The 16,208-nt window shown below is 39.5% G+C and carries 15 protein-coding genes; all 15 read right to left on the bottom strand.

Annotated features, from left to right (window positions below; genetic code table 11):
• Window positions 1–3: 3 nt before the first annotated feature.
• Window positions 4–861 (bottom strand): DUF4007 family protein, encoded by an 858-nt coding sequence (locus ACVHUV_RS08560; protein WP_462086740.1) that lies wholly within the window; start codon window positions 859–861, stop codon window positions 4–6.
• Window positions 862–939: 78 nt separating this feature from the next.
• Entirely contained in the window at window positions 940–1,848 is a 909-nt protein-coding gene (locus ACVHUV_RS08555) for a phospholipase D-like domain-containing protein (protein ID WP_462086739.1), read from the bottom strand.
• A gap of 1 nt (window position 1,849) precedes the next feature.
• Window positions 1,850–3,682, bottom strand: a complete 1,833-nt coding sequence (locus ACVHUV_RS08550) for an ATP-binding protein (RefSeq protein WP_462086883.1) — start codon at window positions 3,680–3,682, stop codon at window positions 1,850–1,852.
• Window positions 3,682–5,298 carry a DEAD/DEAH box helicase gene (locus ACVHUV_RS08545; RefSeq protein ID WP_462086738.1) on the bottom strand — a complete coding sequence of 539 codons (1,617 nt, stop codon included), beginning with the start codon at window positions 5,296–5,298 and terminating at the stop codon, window positions 3,682–3,684. Before ACVHUV_RS08545 ends, ACVHUV_RS08550 begins: the two co-directional genes overlap by 1 nt.
• 203 nt (window positions 5,299–5,501) lie before the next feature.
• Window positions 5,502–7,439: a DNA/RNA helicase domain-containing protein gene (locus ACVHUV_RS08540; protein ID WP_462086882.1), complete on the bottom strand. Its 1,938-nt coding sequence runs from the start codon at window positions 7,437–7,439 to the stop codon at window positions 5,502–5,504.
• 340 nt (window positions 7,440–7,779) lie between these two features.
• Window positions 7,780–9,066, bottom strand: coding sequence for a group II intron reverse transcriptase/maturase (ltrA, locus tag ACVHUV_RS08535; protein WP_317946919.1), 1,287 nt, complete (start codon window positions 9,064–9,066; stop codon window positions 7,780–7,782).
• A gap of 274 nt (window positions 9,067–9,340) precedes the next feature.
• Entirely contained in the window at window positions 9,341–9,505 is a 165-nt protein-coding gene (locus ACVHUV_RS08530) for a hypothetical protein (RefSeq protein ID WP_317946918.1), read from the bottom strand.
• A 184-nt stretch (window positions 9,506–9,689) separates the two neighbouring features.
• Window positions 9,690–9,836, bottom strand: coding sequence for a hypothetical protein (locus ACVHUV_RS08525; protein ID WP_462086737.1), 147 nt, complete (start codon window positions 9,834–9,836; stop codon window positions 9,690–9,692).
• Between the two features lie 49 nt (window positions 9,837–9,885).
• Window positions 9,886–10,341 (bottom strand): helix-turn-helix domain-containing protein, encoded by a 456-nt coding sequence (locus ACVHUV_RS08520; protein WP_462086736.1) that lies wholly within the window; start codon window positions 10,339–10,341, stop codon window positions 9,886–9,888.
• Window positions 10,342–10,448: 107 nt separating this feature from the next.
• Window positions 10,449–11,219: a DUF1829 domain-containing protein gene (locus ACVHUV_RS08515; protein ID WP_462086735.1), complete on the bottom strand. Its 771-nt coding sequence runs from the start codon at window positions 11,217–11,219 to the stop codon at window positions 10,449–10,451.
• A 318-nt stretch (window positions 11,220–11,537) separates the two neighbouring features.
• Window positions 11,538–12,884 (bottom strand): hypothetical protein, encoded by a 1,347-nt coding sequence (locus tag ACVHUV_RS08510; protein ID WP_462086734.1) that lies wholly within the window; start codon window positions 12,882–12,884, stop codon window positions 11,538–11,540.
• Complete coding sequence (locus tag ACVHUV_RS08505; protein ID WP_462086733.1) at window positions 12,850–13,071, bottom strand: hypothetical protein; 222 nt, start codon at window positions 13,069–13,071, stop codon at window positions 12,850–12,852. Before ACVHUV_RS08505 ends, ACVHUV_RS08510 begins: the two co-directional genes overlap by 35 nt.
• Window positions 13,072–13,693: 622 nt before the next feature.
• Window positions 13,694–14,149 (bottom strand): hypothetical protein, encoded by a 456-nt coding sequence (locus tag ACVHUV_RS08500; RefSeq protein WP_462086732.1) that lies wholly within the window; start codon window positions 14,147–14,149, stop codon window positions 13,694–13,696.
• The gene (locus ACVHUV_RS08495; RefSeq protein ID WP_462086731.1) at window positions 14,142–15,377 is read right to left on the bottom strand and encodes a replicative DNA helicase; all 1,236 of its coding nucleotides are present in this window, start codon (window positions 15,375–15,377) and stop codon (window positions 14,142–14,144) included. Before ACVHUV_RS08495 ends, ACVHUV_RS08500 begins: the two co-directional genes overlap by 8 nt.
• Entirely contained in the window at window positions 15,374–15,895 is a 522-nt protein-coding gene (locus ACVHUV_RS08490) for a hypothetical protein (RefSeq protein ID WP_462086730.1), read from the bottom strand. Before ACVHUV_RS08490 ends, ACVHUV_RS08495 begins: the two co-directional genes overlap by 4 nt.
• Window positions 15,896–16,208: the final 313 nt, after the last annotated feature.

Genomic DNA, 16,208 nt, shown 5'->3' with positions numbered 1-16,208 from the left:
TTTTCAACCTCTCAATTTCATCACTTCGATAAGAAATTCATCTGGATCAACAGCTGGGACTCTAAGCATATCTAAGTTGTTAGTCCGAATAAAAGTTATTGGATATTGCGAATGCAATGTCAATTCATTCAATATATTGACTATCGTCACTCTTGATAAATTGTACACTTTACCCCACATGCCCTCTCCTTCAATTACTTCCTCTATATCGATTTCATATCTGTCATTCATTCGACAGTAATCTAGCAGGGCATATAGCAAGAAGTTGTATTTACCCCTTGGTATTATCGGCTCCTTCTTAAAGATTGTACCATTGCGCTCTTCAAGTAGACCTAGCTTGTATAAAGGACTGAGTGTCACTTCTTCCGGGTCTTCGTTGTTCCCGCCAGCCGTGTACATACGAACTAAGCAATCGGCATCACGTTTGATAGAGTTTACAGATATGACTCTTGCTTCGACGCCCTGTACCCACTGGGATAATTCATGTATGATTTCTTCTTTCGTCATAACAGTTTCTTGATACACATTGAAGAACCAATACCATGTAGAGCTAGGCTCCTTTTCCTTCGCTAGTGAATAATGCAAAAGAGCAGCTGTTTCAAAATGCTGTACTGTTAAGTCTTGTTCTGTTAACCATAATCCTAATGCAGTGAGGTTATATTCCTTTGATTTCCTATCCTCTTCCATAATCCCTGTTGCTTTAACCCAATATCTTAGGGATTGAACCATATTTTTCCCAAGCCCTATTTTTTCAAATGCATCTTTCTCATATAGAAAGGATGGTTGTTTTAGAGTGTTACGGATTGCTTTACTTAGCCAACGATCTCTCAGATAGAAACTTTGATGTTGATTGTATCCCATTTTCCTTCCTCCGATTTACTGGACGTGTAGTCCAGTAGACAATTTCATAAAAATAAAAGAAGTTATCAAAAAATAACTTCATTTATTTTTTCTAATTCTTTGTGAATAGTTTGGTCTATCGACTGTAATTTCTTCAACTCCTAGCTCACTAATCCAATTCAGTAAATTACTGAGCAAAACCTTAATGTCTTTCCTATATAAATTAGGATTATCTACTAAAGCTGCATGTAATTCAGCAGAGAGACGCCCGTAATATGTTTCCTTATCAAAAGCATTAGATAGCCAGGCATAACATTTCAAGCCCTTAAATCTATTTCTTACTAAAGATAAATCAGTAGACTCATCTAAATTCACACCTAGCAGTGCTCTATCTGCGCTGTTCATATCGTATGGTGAGCTACTAGAAGGCAGGTCAGATACCCAAAGTTTATTCGGTATTGACACCACCAAATCCATTAACTCCTTACTCCACTTTAATGGGGTCTTTGTTGAACTAACTTCTGCATTTTTACATTCAAATAACATTTTATCAAATAATGTTGCATCTAATAAAGTTGCATTCTGAAAAAAATCAGCTATCCCTTGATAATCTTCCCATCCTAAATCACCATGACAAACAGTTTCAATATTAGATTGCTCAATAAGTCCAAGACCTGAAAGCGTTACGTTAGCGCTACCTATACAAAATCGTTTTTTATCAAATATAAAGATTTTGGAGTGAAGATCAAAGTCTATATATAATTCCCAATTATTTAATAAGCAGTAATAAAATAAATTGAGATCAGTGCTTCCATGCAATATATCTTCTTTTCTAAACCTAACCAATAATCGTTTACACACTTTTAATGAATTATTTAAATCTGCATCTATTTGTTTCAATGCATTTAATTTGACAAACGCCGAGACAATTAGCAACTCAGTTTCTACAGCTATTAATTCTTTTTTGATATGCGGATATATGTCTGTAGAATGGAAGATTGCGCTCATATTAATCCCGCCTTCTTAAAAACTCCTTTGAATAACGACCCCAATCTTGTCTTACTCCTTGTATATCGTCACGACGCGGACCATCGGGGGTTTCATCCTCATATCTCGCCCACGCAGCCAAAAGTAGTTTTAATCCATCAGAAGCTTTTTCAAGTCTCTTTTTAAGCTGCGGGACACTATTTTCATCATCCCTCTCATCAAGGACTTCAAGTAAATTTTCATAAGCAGGATGTGACTTATTTAAGAGAATATTAATTTTACCGCCTTTTGTCCTTACAGTAAAAAATGCATCGCCCTCAAAGGGTGATTCGATGAAAGAGTACTTGGATTCTTTTGTAACTACTTCTGTAGCAGCTTCTTCTGCACTTTCATTATCTAGTCCACTCTCAACTAAATCCTTTATTATAAGTTCTCTTCTTTTTTCGAGCGGTTGATTCTCATCTGCATCGCTAGTACCATAATAGCCTTTCTGTTTTCGTACTTCGGTAATGTTAGTGGCTTCAGTTTCCACTCTATCGTTTTGATGTCGTTTAAGATTAACTCTACTACCCTGGTTTTGCCCTTTAATAATCTTCCTAAGGTGATTATGCAGTAGACGATTAATATGCTCACATACTTCTATCAAAGGTGCTCTAGGATCACCTTCTTCAGTATATTCTTCAATAATTTCTAATAAAGTAGTCCCTTTATCTTGCTCTTTTTTTATCTCATCCATCATACTTAAAACATCTGTCAAGTTCCTAGCAGACTGCTTATTATTAGAAACACCCATCAGTTCATCTAGAGAAGGAGGGAATTCAATTTCAATCCCCCACCACCGTTCGGTTGGATCATAATTATTAACCAAGCTTAAGTCCATGTCTAATTCGCGACCTGCTCTTAATATAGATATGCCCAAGTTTTTATTAGCATGCTTCCCATGTGGACGGCCTCCAGCGTTTACACCTTCTCTCGCTTCATCTCTAGCATGTGAGGCGCGTACGAATACTTTATGAATGTTACCCTGAAACGGAATATCAAAAATCTTCTCGAAATTATCCTCACCCATATAAGGTTCAAACATAGGCCTATTATTAAATGGTTCGGGGCAACTTGTTTTTGCCATTAAATAAAGCGGATCGTTTGGTAAAGCAAAAGTAGATTCATTTACATTTCGCTCGTCGTTAAAGATAGTAAAGTTAATTTTAATGCTTCCGTCATATAAGAACTTTCGGTACATGCGGCCAATTAATTGTTCGGAATGATTTACTAGCGTTTGTCCTTTTGACCACATCATCCTATCTAAATTAGACCATACGACTAATGTTCCCGACTCACCAAATTCATACCCCTTTTCCTTCCAGAGATCAGGGATTGGAGTAGAAGTCACTTCAGGTATTTCATTTGTCTTTCTCTGTTTGATTTCAGCAATATCCAAAAAGACATGTCCTGCATTTTCAACTCCATTTTGCCAACTCCAAACATCTACACGGGTACATTGGGATATTGATGAAGCCGGAAGACCCATTCCAAATCTACCAATTCCTGTTCTTTGATTCTTATTTAATCTTGTTCCGTTACCAAATTGTAAACAGAGCTTTAAAACATCTCTGTTCATTCCATCGCCATTATCTAATACTGCAAGCTGTTCTATCTTGGCAATACTTCGCTGGCCGGTCGTAGTATTAACTTCTTTACACATTAACTGTACGTAATTCGCATTTGCTTGGATAGAGTTATCTATTAGCTCTGCAACTGCATATGCTGTGTTTTTATAACCATTATCTCTCATTGCTTCAATGGCTAAATGAGCAGGTACATAAGATTTATCTATTAATGTTGTATTTTGATTCATCACCATACATCCTCCCAATTTTCAAAAGCCTCAGAAACAGATCTAAATCCAGGTAATTCCTGATCAACAATTGTAACTATCTCTGCTTCCTCATTTCCTCCTGCGTTTATCCCTCTAATTGCTCTGCCTACCATCTGACTATAAAGAACTAAAGATAAGGTCGGTCTACCAATAATCGCCGCACTCGTCGATGGTGCATCAAAGCCAGTAGTCAATACTCCATAGTTACACAGGACTTTTGGCTTGTCATCATCATTTTTGAAATCATCAATCATTTCTTGCCTTAGTGACTTATCCGTTAATCCAGTTAATGACCTTGAATGCAACCCTTGTGATTCTAAAATAAAAGAGATCATATTGGAGCTTTTAACAGAAGGAGCAAACAAAATTATTCGTTTATGATTCCTAGACAAACGAATAGCTTCGTTTACTATTAAAAGATTTCTTTTTTCATCTTCTGCTAATTTATTGAGTATAGAACTGGAAATGTCTTTAGAAGTCATGATACTCTGTCTCTCAGCTTCAGTTAGGTCAGTATTATTATAAATTAGAGGATAATACACTACCTTAGATAAGTATCCAGCTTCTGTCAGATAATCTACAGGATTAGTGTATCCCTCTACTTCTAACTTCACTTTAGTCCTTGAGAAAAAGTTTGCCAGTCTCAAATCTTCTTCTTTATTATCATATGTTCTTCCAGGCGTAGCACTTAAACCTAATAAAGATTTTTGTTTACCTATCGACATTAGAGTATCTAGTAAAAATTCATAAGTTGGTGCTACTGCCTGGTGAGCTTCATCCATAATAATAAAAGTCGTTTTGTGTGCAAGTTGGGAAATGAATTCTTTACCTCCCTGTGCTTTAAATCTACTTACCATTTTTGGAAGCCCAGCTACAATAAAACCATCCTTTACATCATTCAAGTCTAATTCGGCATCGCCCCAGAATTTATATGTATTTATTTCTCTATTACCTAAATTTCTCCATGCTTTGCTAAACTCTTCTATTGCCTGTATGCATAATTCTTCAGTCGTTGCAAACCAGATTACTACGGTAGGCTCGTTCCTTCGAAGATAATCACATATTACATTCATGGAAGTTCTAGTCTTCCCTGACCCTGTCGGCATGTGAAGTAAAACCCTATTAGGATGCCTTAATAACAAATCACTTGTTTTTTTCGCGGCAACACGCTGGTGTGGGAATAGGCTATAACTCCCTATTACCTTATTCAAAACTTCAACTTTTTCATTTTCTTGCTTGGATAACTTTATATTAAAAAACTCAAAAAGACTTTGTTGTTTTTTAGATCCAAGTCTAAACTTTTCATTTTTAACCTTATTATATATACGACTTATTGGTTCATGTGGTGAATAAAGCCCCAATATTCTTGCTAAAGCCTTTATCTCTGGCTCTTTCATCAAATCTATTAAATCATCTCGATATACTTTTGTAAGCAGCAAAACCTGTGAACTATGTAATCGTAGTATTAATTTCTTAAAGTGACTATTATAAATAGTTTCTTCATTCAGCAATCTTAAAATCCTAACAGTTTGTGTTCCCATCATCTGCTGGATTGTAAATTCATCAGCTCTACTCAGTAAGTTCGATAGCTGCACTAGTATCTCCCCTCAAAATAAATAGTCAAACTACTTACTAGGTCAAAGTTTTTTCTCACGATAAAACAACAATTGGAAATTATTCAAGGAATTATCTCGTAAATGTACCTTTTGATTCTATGTTACCATATTTCATCCAAAATATCACCAAGTTTTTAGGTGTGAAATAATAACGACCACAAAAAATTCCTCATCAAAAATATCTAATTCCAAAATTGATAATCATTCAATTCATCCACCAAATACAACAGCTCTTCCCTCTCACTACGATAGAGCGAAACCTTCTCCAACCGCTCCTCCATATACGCCTGCAACGCAGGATCCGTACAATAAACAAAACACCCCTTCTGCCCCCGTGTCATCAACGTCCTATACGTATTCCGTATAATCGGATCAGCTAACACATGTGCTTTCTCCGGGGCCTCTTTTGCAATTCCTTTAATACCCCTTAATGACTGGTCTGTCTTAGCGCGTTTTGTATAATCCGTGATAATTTGCCCGTTCTCAAAACGCATATCGTCGCCAATAATAACGCCAACGTAGTCAAACTCCAATCCTTGTGCGGTATGGATACAGCCGGCTTCTCTAACTGAAGAATTCTCGATAGCCCAGGTGTTTTCGATGTTCCAACTGATTCCGAAATCATGTTCTGGAATTGTAATGTCGTGATGATTGACGTCCTGACGATTGTTCTTCGGCCATTCCCAGCAATAGCCCGCCATCACACGGGATTTATTGTTTCGTTCATTCAGCTTTTCAATTTCCGCAAGCATCTCATTCGGGTCATCATAAAGTCTAATATCATAATCCATTCCTAAATCGTTCGTATTTGCAGTACTTCTAATTTGTAGCACGTCATCTAGCCATGCGATATACCCGTCAGACCCATCGCAACGGAATTGCGAAGTAAGTGCACAGGAGATAATGTCGGCATTGTATTGTCTGGCGTAGTGTTTGATCATGTCTACACTGCCGATATCACTCAACGTAACCTTTTGATTTTCATCGATAAAGAAGATCGTGAACTTCGAGCCTTTGATTAATTCCTTCACCTGGTTTTCGCCTTTATTACGAAACATACCTGACTTCTCGTTCAATCGATGCGCTTCATCAACAATCAGTACGTCAAATTCGTTCTCATCCACTTCTGTAAAGCTTCCAGATCCTTTAAATAAATTATCAATATGCGTCTTTCTAAAATCGCCTTTAAGCTTTGTGGAGTATATATTCCGTGGTGCTGAGTTCTTTGTGACATACATGGCGACAAGCCCTTGGTCGATTAGTTTGACTAAGAGGTGTATTGCTAGCACAGACTTCCCTGTGCCAGGTCCCCCTTCTACGATCATCACTTGCTTCGTATCTGTTTTAACTGCCTCTATCGCTTTGTGAAATGCCTCTTCAAAGAACACTTTTTGCTCGTCAATCATAATAAACTCCTCATTGCCCTTCAACATATTATTCAGTGCATCTTGAAGAGACTTTGAAGGTCGGATTCTACCATTTTCAATTTGATAGATCAGGTGATTCTGATCGCCTTTTCGAATGTACTTCTTAATAAAAGCTCGAAGTTTTTGTATTTCTCCCTTTGCAAAAACAGGCGCCTTCACTATATGCTCCTTATAATGTGGATCTGTTAGAGGGTCGTTTTCAGTTTTTCGATAGTTATGTAAATATGCACAAGGCTTTAACTGAATTTCTTTTTCTTGCACATTCTCATTAAAATCTTCTATGAGTGCAGCGTACGACCATGCTTGATAAGACGGATGAGTCGTTTCACGATTGGCTTTACCAAGATACGTTCGTACAATGGCATCTCTAGTGGCTACTTTCTCTACCTGTTCCCATTGCTTCAGCTCTACAATAACGACGTGATCTTGACTGCCATCATTGCCGGCAATTAAAAAATCCACTCGTTTAGAAGTGTTCGGAATATTAAACTCAATAGCAACTGATGCGTCATTCGGAATTTCATCATCCTGCATGACATTGGACATTTTTTGCAACGAATTTTCCCAAGAACGAATTTCAGCTTTAGAGGTACGTCCTATTTTCTTTTGATAGGAATTGTAGAGTCGGTCAATAAGTAGTTCATTGACAACATCACCGACAAATTGTTCTTTTGTCGATTCATAAATAATCATGAAAACACCAACTTTTTGTTTTTCTATCATCTAGCAAACACTCTAGTATTTAAGATTCAATTCAATATTATTTAACAACTTACTAATTCCATTGTCTTACAATTCCTCATTTACCGCAAGACTATTTTCCCTAAAGAACAAGAATTCTTGATAGGTTATATATGTATGAAAACTCCCTGTATACGGGTTTTATCTGTGCGGATTAACAATATACATTGTCATAAATTTCCATACCTCGACTCACTCACCAAATCTAATTCTTATCGTTTAATCGAGTAGGAGGGAGTGATTAACTCCCGTCCTCTCACACCACCGTACGTACCGTTCGGTATACGGCGGTTCAATAACTTAAGTACCGACGCTCATACAAGTGATTCAAGTCTTTCAGACCCCACTTGGTGAGCGTTTCTGCTTTGATTGCTTTGTGTAGCGTTTCGCTTTTGGAAATTCTCCAATATCCCTTTCGGGAATTTGCTACCTTCCAAGCTTCGTCATGCCAAATTCCCAGTCTTCGCAACTGACGGTATTTTGTCCATATCTTCTTCCAACGTTTCCATATCAGTTGCCGTAGCCGATGGTTCAGCCATTGTGTCATGGATTTTATAAAACTTTTCATCAAGCCTATTCCATAATAGTTTATCCAGCCTACTGTCACTTGGTTGATTTCTTTGGCAATCTCTTCGAAGCGACCCGGGCGGTTCCGTTTGGTGATTTTCTTTATTTTCGTTTTGAATCGACTCTTCGCGGAGTGATGGGGTCTACAACCCACACCTTTAGATGTGGAATGGAGGCAGAAACCGAGGAACTTGAGTTTTACCGGTGAACCCACCTTGCTCTTTTCTTGGTTTACCGTTAATTTCAAGTCATGTTCAAGAAACTTTGTAATGCTTTCCAGAACACGTTCCCCTGCACGCTTGCTTTTCACATAGATGCAGAAATCATCCGCAAATCGTACGAATTTATGCCCACGTTTTTCAAGTTCTCTATCCAATTGGTTCAAATAGACATTGCTAAGAATCGGGGAAAGTACACCACCTTGCGGAGCACCCTCTTCTGTTGGACTGATAAGTCCATCTTCTAGGATGCCACTCTTTAGAAACTTCCATATCAACTTTAGGACAATCTTGTCATTTATGAACTCCTTTAGATACTCCATCAGCTTCTGATGATTAATGGTATCGAAGTAACTTTTTAAATCACAATCGACTACCACCCTGTAACCTTGTTCATAATATGTGATGGCCTGCTTAATAGCTTGATGTTGGTTCCGTCTTGGACGAAAACCATAGCTTCCCTCTGAAAAATGAGGGTCAATGATTTTACCAATCACCTGATAGATGGCTTGTTGAACCATTCGATCCCGTACACACGGTATGCCGAGTTTTCGCATTGAACCATCTAACTTTGGGATTTCAACACGTTTTACTGGTAGTGGTTCGTACGAACCGTCTTTCAGTTTCCGAATCAGTTGGGTTCGGTATTTGGCTACATGTCCAAATAGCTCATCTACTGTCATTTCATCGACACCGGGCGCCCCTTTATTTGCCTTTACTTTCTTACATGCGTTAAAGAGGTTGTTGATGTCGACTACTTTATCAATCAAATCGATACCATCCTGTCGTTCCATTTCTGTAAAGACAGGACTGCACGCTCCCGCATACTTTTCAGTTTCCAACCTATCCCTTTGCGGCCAGCCATCTGACGATGTTTTCTGTGGTCTTTGCACTGTCTTTACCTCCATTTCATTTCAGAATTGTTATTGTTCAGCCCTTCATCCTAATGGACTACTATGGCTTCTGCTGACTTCTTACAGTTCAACCCGTCATCACTGTCGGGTTTGTTCCTGTGGAATATTCCATTCCTCTTGTCGGGAACCCCTGTAAGACCTCCCCGGGTAAGAGCTATAACCTTCCTCCCATGTAACCGCTGCATTTACTGTATGGAATTCGGGCAGTATTGGACTTCGTTTTGTGTTGCAAACTCGTCCGTTCCAATTCAGCCTTATATGCAGTTTCTGTCCGTCGGTTCGGGATTTTGCCGCCGGCTTCCTTCAGATTCCACCTCACGATGAACACCCTTGCCTTAAGCTAACAGTTCCTACTGCCAAGCCTGTAGTGGACTTTCACCACCAAGTTATAGCCCATGCCGGGCGCACAACAAAAGACACTTTTGAAGCCCAATAAGGAACTCCAAAAGTGTCAACCTGTACTGATTAAATTACTAGCCATATTATTTTGCCACGTCCAGAAACTAAGGATTTCTTCCAATCAATAGTCTTCCATCCAACCCGAGCATATCATCAATTTCTTCATCCGTCAGTGTTGGATTCGATTCATTTAACTCAGCTATCAACAATCTCTCCTCTTCAGGATCTGTTACGATATACCCTTCCTTCATATCTTACACCCCTGTTTACTAGTGTCTTTCCTATATATTTATGAATTCCCTACTTCAGATCATCTAAGTAATCCAAAATATTATTCGCAATGTTGACGGATTGTTTTTTTATCCTTGCTCTTTTTTCGATAAACTTATCCCAATTCGGCTTACCAATAAATTGTTCTGTATCAAGCCTCCATTTTCCACTTCCTTGTAGCGTTTGGTGACCACGGAGTTTTCCATCGGCACAGTATCTGCGAACCATTTGAGGAGTAATTTCTAGAATTCCAGATGCTTCGCGTACCGTAATGAAATCGGGAATATTGAACTGTGTACTGAGAACGTTAAAAGCTTCTATCTTTTCTTGTTCACTTAACGCTTGATAAAGCCTTTCTTTTTCTCTCTCAAGCTCTTCTTGTAGCATCATTATTTTGACGAAATCCTTTGCATTCTGACTCTCCAATGCTTGTTCTTCATTAGGTTGCAGTTTGTATCCATCAAGAATTGCCGGCATAATCTCCATCTCTTTCACCTCCAATATAGAATAAGAAATTTTAAAAATAAGTGATCCCAAAAACCACCTACAAAAAAACCACTTTCAAAGCCCATTTCGGCACTTCAAAAGTGTCTCTATAGTATTCGCAAATCACCAACCCAACGATCCCGTTCTGACCAAGGAAGTACTTGGATCTGGTAGTTCGATAATGAGTTGTAGAACGTCTCGGATATCGGTTGGATGGAGTCATTGCCTAATACAATGAATTGCGAGTTCGGTTTCAACTCTTGTATATCTACAAACGATAACAAAGGTTGCTTGTAGTTATCTGCTTTTGGATTGTTGATAGCTTTAATAATTTTTTCCTTTTTACCCCTTGCGGCGGGAATGACAAAGTCGAAGCTTTGATAGTTGCCCGATTTTCCGGTATAACCGATATCGTCCGAGAAGAACACTTGATTCTCAATAAAATAGTTGGAAACTTCTTCTGCAAAAATGCCGATGACAGTATTTCTTGCAGTCAGCAGCATATCAGAAACGCGCAGAAGGCATTGGATGAGGTTGTTCTGTTTTTTAGGATACTCGGATAGTGACTTGAAGGAGACGGAAAGTTCACCTGTAGCTCGATTATGTGTTACTCCAAAGATGCGAAGCGTCATGTCAAAGAAACTTTTGCGCTTCTGAGAGCTGAAAATATCGATTCCTAGCATTTCCAATTCAGATAGGACGAAGCCATCGTCGGACAGCCTGTATTCTTCCGCTCCGTTCTTCGTGAAAATAAGCTGTAGGAAGTCATGGTGCAAATCAAGGAATGGCGTTGTCACTAAAATAAAGTCTTCATGATCATCAAGCTGCAATTGGTTTTTATTCCAAGTGTCGTAGAGTAACTTCATTTCACTGATCATGGTTGTGTACTCCTTTCTGCTGATTAAAGACAAGTTAAGCACTGAAAAAATGCCTGTGTTCTTCTTTCGTTCATCCTTCGTCTCCATTGCGCTCTTTATTCGTGGATAGTATCTATATTGTGGTAACCTTGATGTAGTTTAAAAATGACCGGACACGACAACGTCCAGTCATTGCAACGGACATACCACTTGACCTGGGGTTGGCCGGTAATAGGGTATTTTCACAGAAAGTAACTACCCTGCTTACTTGGACTTTAGCGGAGGGTGGTTACATTTTTCTATTGGTGGATAGAGCAACAAAAGCTACGAGTTTAGTCTTTACTCCCTCTCCAAAATACTATAGCGAGTTATAGCTTTGTTCTTTGTTCCTGGGACAAAGTCAATCTTTGCTGTTTCTCCCTCTTCCAAGATTTCAAGTTTTCTCTTTACCCTCTCTAAATCTTTTACAACCAGGTTTTCAAATTTATATTGAATGTTAAGATTAATACTTACACCGAATAGCTTAATAACTTTCTCCTCTTGTCCCGATATCATAAAAGGTTTTCCTCTTACATCACTTATTAATTTTTCCAATGCCTCCTTATTATCAATAATAGCGTTTAGGTTTTCTATTTTAGTTATTACCTCTTTATCTTCAATAATAGACTTTAGTATTTGTATCATTTCAAAGTCTTGCTCATATATTATTTCTGACAATTTAAATTCAACGTCTAACTCATCTTGAATCTGCTTCAGATCTTTAAGCAGTGATATCCTATCATCAACCTCTGAAAAGTCTTCCGGTTTATCTAAATGAAGGTTTTCTGACGAAAAAAACACTTTATTTTTCTCTATATCAATGAATTTCATTTTTGAACTTAAACCAGCATACTTCATGAATTCCAAGAAGATTTTTTCTGCACTTAACTTACCTTCAAAGTTTTCTCTAATTTGAATGTTAAATTTAGAGTTCTTTACAACTGAAGAGTTATCATCAAAAAAACTTGAAATAGGGATTGTTAAAACTAATTGTATTGGAGAGTTTTTTTGAAAGCTATTGCTTATTTCGAGCTTATTTCCACTCTTATCTATATTTGTAACTCTTAGTTCAAGGTAATCAATAATAACTATGTCTGTTTCTTCAGTCATTACTAATTTAGCTTTAACGGGGGAAGGAAGCTCTTTTGGGATTATAAACCATTCTCCATCCTTTATTGCCTGCTGTTCAAGAGAGATTGAATCTTGGATAAGTTGTTCACCAATCCATGTTTCAATATATTTCACATCTATACTGACCTTTTCTTGTAGAAAGTGTTTTCGTGTTAAAAATTCTTCAATAGTTTCATTATTGTTAAAATCCGGATCTGTGATTGATAGTTTACCTTTGAATTTCAGAGGATATTTCTTAGCAGCTATTTCATTTACTGGAGTATGCTTAAAAGCAATCTTCGAACCAATTTTCACTTGATTATACGTATAATGTGGATACATAGGATGTAATGTCTCTGTCTTTTTGTTGACCTCCGAAAGCAACTCAACCACTTCTTCAAGTTTCCCATTTTTAATTAAGTAAGACATATATTCGACTGGATTATTAATAATAGTCACGTTATTATTGCTTGAATTAATCATAGCCACTTGATTAGCACCGTTAATTTGGTTTATCCCTTTTTCTCTCTTTTTCATCCGAAGTCACTCCAATTCTTATTGAGTTATTTTTGGATTTCATCAATGCAATCTGATTGCTACCCTTTTCTTGAATAATACCTGTGTTTTTATTTCTATTTTTCACAACCAATTTATATGTCGCTAGCCCCATTATCACACCTGCAATTATACTTGCCAAAATACCAATCAACAGATTTGTAAACATTATTAACACCCCTTTAAGTATTTTTGTAACTATTCTATATCCAAATTAGTTAAGACTCTTTCTTAATATCCAAGTATGAATTACATTTATTAGCGTTCTAATATAATTATAATCTATATTCTGCAATAAATCTCATAATTCTCCTTTTATTGTTTATAGCTTGTGAGGGGCTTTGGTTTTGACTGGCTTTACGTTCGTCCGCACGCACCAGCGAAGTGCTGTTCGTGCAGGAAGCCTTCGTCAGGAATGTTGCTTCGGGCCGCGAAGGAGAATAGGCTGAATTTATGCTGGTATGTCATTTTGGGGATCGGTGGACGGATTTGCTAGTTGTGGATGAGGTCGGCTACCGTGGAAGTTGTTGTTGAAGACAGGTAGCGGGCTGGATGCGATTGAAGCGTATCACGGCGGGGAATATTTCAATCGAAGACAGGAGGTTGTGCCTAATTATGTTGCTACCGATCTGAATGAGAATGTTGATTGGTGTTGCTGCTTCGATAAGAAGAAAGAAAGAAAGAAAGAAAGAAAGAAAGAAAGAAAGAAAGAAAGAAAGAAAACAAAAACGCTCAGATTTGAATACATCTGGCGTTTTTTAATGCCTAGCGCCCCCCTGCCGTCAGGCTTATTATGCATGCATGCTTGGCAGCCCCACCTCCCCCACCCAACAAGGAAACTCTACCATCTTCCGCTTCATATCCCGTATCACCCGGTGCTTCCTCGTCTCCTCGCAATACAACGACGTATCCATTTCATGCGGGGCTTCACTAATACGCTCGGCACGGTAGCCGTACATCTTGTAGTGTTGCGCTCTGGCTTCGTCTTCTGCATGTGCCAAGTACAGGGCGTGCCGTTTTTGACCCATGGGAATCGTGAACAGCTTAACCGTGCACAGTTGCAAGTAGTTTGCATCCCTCCAATTCCTGATGATGTCGTAGTCAAGGAAGGGGTATGGTAGGCTGCTTGATGGGTCGTCGAGTTGGACGAGCCCTTTTTGGAGGGCGTAGTAGATGGCGTGTGCGACGAAAGAACCGTCGAGTTTGATGGCGTCCTCGAGTTCTTCTTTGATCGTACGTTTAGGCATTGCCGATGACCTCCCCTGTGAATTTGTTGTACATGGCGACGGCGGTGCCGACCGGGCCGTTGCGGTTTTTGGAGACGATGAGTTCCATTGTTAGGTCGTTTTCCTTCTTCGAGTAGTAGGCGTCGCGGTACAGGAAGACGATGACGTCAGCGTCTTCTTCGATGGAGCCCGATTCGCGCAAGTCAGACATGAGTGGGCGTTTGTCGTGTCGTTGTTCGACGGCGCGGCTGAGCTGGGCGAGTGTGATGACGGGACAATTGAATTCGCGCGCCATCGCTTTTAAGTCTTTCGTAATTTTGGACACTTGCAAGTGCATGCTGCTGCTTTTGTCCTCCGAATGAATTAACGTCAAGTAGTCGATGAAGATGATCGGTTTCTTGTCCGGGTACGTATGGATCATTTTGCGGACGTTCATGCGGATTTCAGCAACGGTCTGTTTGCTGCGGTCGAAGAAGTGCATGTTCGATTCCGCAAGTCGGCCGACGGTGCGAGGCCAGTCGTTTTTCTGTTTGTCGTTCAACATCGTGTAGGGATCGCGCATACGAATGCGTGAAAAACGACCGGTTGACGCAAGCAGGCGATCTCGTAAACTCGTTGCGGACATTTCAAGCGAAAAGATGAGCGGCAGCCGGTTTGTCCAGCCGGCGTGCTTTGCGATATGCAGCATAATATCCGATTTCCCCATGCTTGGCCGTGCCGCGATAATCGTCAGCTCACCGTCTTTGAAGCCGTCCGTCATCGTATCGAGCGCCCCGATTCCGGCTTTTGCCCCTTCTGCTATCTCTTTTTTGATGTACGGGTCCTCATAGACGTCCGCTAGCAAGGCACTCAAAGAGGCATAATCGGTCACGCGGTTATCAAGTAGTGCGTCCAATCCATTCATAATGCGGTCGATCGGCCAGTTTTCTTGCATGGCGATGTGCAGCACATTGCGCGTTTCCCGTTCCCGCCATGCATCGAGCATGACAGTCACATGGTCGTCAAACGTTGGAAGGTGCGCATAGTCCGCTAACTCTCGGACGTAGTTTGCCCCTCCGATGTCTTGCGGGTGGAACGTCGTCAACAACGTGATGAAGTCGACCCCCTTTCCACTCGCCCGCAGCTCCTTCATCGACTGGAAAATAATCTTATGGACAGGATCTGCGAAGTGCGAGACCGACAAGTTCGCATCCGTAATGAGGTAGTTTTCTTTCATCATCGAGCCCAGTACCGCTTTTTCTGCCATCATAGCGCTTCCCCCTTCGTCAAATCGAGCTGGTATTCCTGCACTGGATTCGCATACGCGAAAGGTTTTATTCTTAAGTTCTTATAATGCTTATAGTTCTTCTTAGTTGTTACTTGCTTGTTAGTGCTTTGTTGCTCGATTGTTGCTTGCCTTGTTTTTCCTTTGCCGTTTTGCTGGTAAACGTCCCAATTGGTAATGGTTATGAGCCGATTTTGGTTTGTTGATTCGTTTGTTAGAAATCCGTATTTTTCAAAACGCTTTAACGCCGTCCGAAGTTGTTGGATACTGATATGTCTGCCGCATATATCTTTCAATGACGCCAGCGACGTAATGACTTGTCCCGATTGCGCTGTATACACTTTGCCATTCCATTCCCATTGCTTCTCTTCAAAATTGACGATCGAAAGCAACGTGATGAGCACAGTGTGTTGATGAGGCTTCGCATCTCTCCAAATCGGTTTATAGATCAGCTTCCGATATACTTTAAACCATCCTTTTTCCATTTCCCTTTCCATTTCCATTCCATTCTCCACCTTTACTTTTATGATCATAGCTCTCACACATTACATAGACGCGGAATGTATAAAAGGATACAAAAAATAAAAAAGAATTTTTTTTGCTTGGGAGAAATGCTTGCGGATGTTTGGCATACGGTACTTCACACGTGCGCTGCGGTCGTTTTGTTGTACAATTTTTTTCGTGTCGTAGCTGCCGTGCGTTTGTTTTTTCCATCGCGATTCAAAGAAAAAACGCACGAAAATTTTGCCCGCAAAAACAGTTCCATCGGCCTACCCTTTGTACAAAAAAAGTAATTTACGATACGGTTTTCTGCGT

This window comes from Sporosarcina saromensis (assembly GCF_054901285.1).
Note: the sequence above shows the minus strand (reverse complement) of the source record. Positions and strands in the feature narration are given on the sequence as shown.